Genomic DNA, 1111 nt, shown 5'->3' with positions numbered 1-1111 from the left:
AACTATGTAACGAACTGTAAATTACCCAAAACTCTTGGGATTGCTTCGTTCCACTCGCAATGACATAGTTATAAGTTTTCCCACCTACCTACTTATCAATCTGTTTATAGCGGTTATCGGTCGGATGAAATACAATCGAGGGCGGGGAAACCCCACCCCTACAGGTTTTGCGATTTAATGACTGTATCTCACAAAGAGTGCATACCGCTATAACAACATCTTTATACAGGAATAATATTTGATTGTTAAAAGATACGTAGCACCGTAAACTTAATTAATGGTACATCACAGCTTTGCCTAACTGAGATTTTTTCAAAATTCAAATAGGATTCCTATAGATTATATTAATAATGAGTTATTTTATCCCAGGGCAAAAATTAAAAAGAGGACAATACGAAATTATTGATACTCTTGGACAGGGTGGTTTTGGTGTTACTTATTTAGCAGAAGATCATAAACGTAAAAAACAAGTAGCTATCAAAAGTCTCAATGTCGTTTTTCTACAACAACGCTATCGAGATAAATATGGAAACACAGAAGGTTTTGGAGACTTTCTAGCAGAAGAACAGGACAAGTTTAACACCGAAGCGATGGTGTTAGCTACCTTTGATCATCCTCACATTGTCAAAGTGTATCCTGAACTGTTTCAAGAAAATGGTTTATCTTGTATGGTGATGGAATATGTCAAAGGCAAGAATTTAGAACAATGTTTATACGCGAATGGTGTTTTTAGTGAAAGTGCTGGGTTAGAAATTATTAAAGGAATTGGCGAAGCTTTAAGTTATATTCATAGTCGTAATTATCTGCACCGAGATATTAAACCTGCGAATATTCTATTGCGAGAAGCGGATAAGAAAGCAATTTTGATTGATTTTGGTTTAGCTAGAGAAGTCAATTTTGCCGAATTGATGAGTTTAACAAATGCCAAAACTCCGGTTTTTGCACCACCAGAACAATTTGAAAATAGAAGTAATTTCACACCAGCTTTAGATAGGGCTTGCTGATTAAAGCTGAAACCCTTATATAAATAGTGATTGAAGTCTATAAATGGGAAAAAGTGCAAGGCAATCGGGTAAATGGGTAAAATCCTCACAAAACATAGAAATGTATC

Annotated in this window: 1 protein-coding gene; it reads left to right on the top strand. The window is 35.3% G+C overall.

The window, feature by feature from the left end; all coding sequences use genetic code 11:
- Positions 1-350: 350 nt before the first annotated feature.
- Positions 351-1004: a serine/threonine-protein kinase gene (locus FJR38_RS00435; RefSeq protein WP_254449288.1), complete on the top strand. Its 654-nt coding sequence runs from the start codon at positions 351-353 to the stop codon at positions 1002-1004.
- Positions 1005-1111 lie beyond the last annotated feature (107 nt).

The organism is Anabaena sp. UHCC 0253, assembly GCF_009712085.1.
GTDB lineage: Bacteria > Cyanobacteriota > Cyanobacteriia > Cyanobacteriales > Nostocaceae > Dolichospermum.
This window is presented reverse-complemented; position numbering and strand designations above follow the sequence as displayed.